A 462-nucleotide genomic window follows, 5' to 3' on the forward strand; every position below is an offset into this window, starting at 1 on the left:
GGGCAAAGCCCCGGACAGTTCCGTGATGTGCCGTTTGGCGAAGGCTGCGTCGATTTCGTTGGCATCTTCAAAACGCTGCATGAACTGAACTATCGCGGATCATTTCTGATTGAGATGTGGACCGAAAAAGCCAAAGAGCCGGTGACTGGCAGGGTGTCTTTCAGGTGGATCGCGGCGATACGGTCAATGCCCAGTTTCAGTTCGGCGGGAACATCATTGCCCCAGGCGCTGAGGTTGCCGACGTCCGGGTAGACGGTGAACCACGGCGAGGCGAGCATCTCGTCCCATTTTTTCCATTTGCTGATGGAGTTCATAAACGCGGTATCCATAATCTCCACCGCCAGCATGACTTGTGATGCCGCCGCCTGTTCGACTGCCCACGCCAGCCCTTCAGCAAAACGTTGTTGGGTGCCTTCGTCGTGGTCTTCGTAATAGACGTCATAACCTGCCAGCTGGATGGTG

The 462-nt window shown here is 55.6% G+C and carries 1 protein-coding gene and 1 pseudogene; one reads left to right on the plus strand and one right to left on the minus strand.

What is annotated here, in order from left to right; all coding sequences use genetic code 11:
- Nucleotides 1–27 precede the first annotated feature (27 nt).
- Entirely contained in the window at nucleotides 28–252 is a 225-nt protein-coding gene (locus tag WCE05_RS25970) for a TIM barrel protein (protein ID WP_368816835.1), read from the plus strand.
- On the opposite strand, the pseudogene WCE05_RS25975 reads toward WCE05_RS25970, so the two are convergent.
- Nucleotides 195–458 (minus strand): annotated as a pseudogene (locus WCE05_RS25975) (TIM barrel protein); the annotation flags it as partial. The gene WCE05_RS25970 and the pseudogene WCE05_RS25975 overlap by 58 nt on opposite strands.
- Nucleotides 459–462: the final 4 nt, after the last annotated feature.

It is taken from the genome of Pseudomonas sp. I2 (assembly GCF_040984075.1).
GTDB lineage: Bacteria > Pseudomonadota > Gammaproteobacteria > Pseudomonadales > Pseudomonadaceae > Aquipseudomonas > Aquipseudomonas guariconensis_B.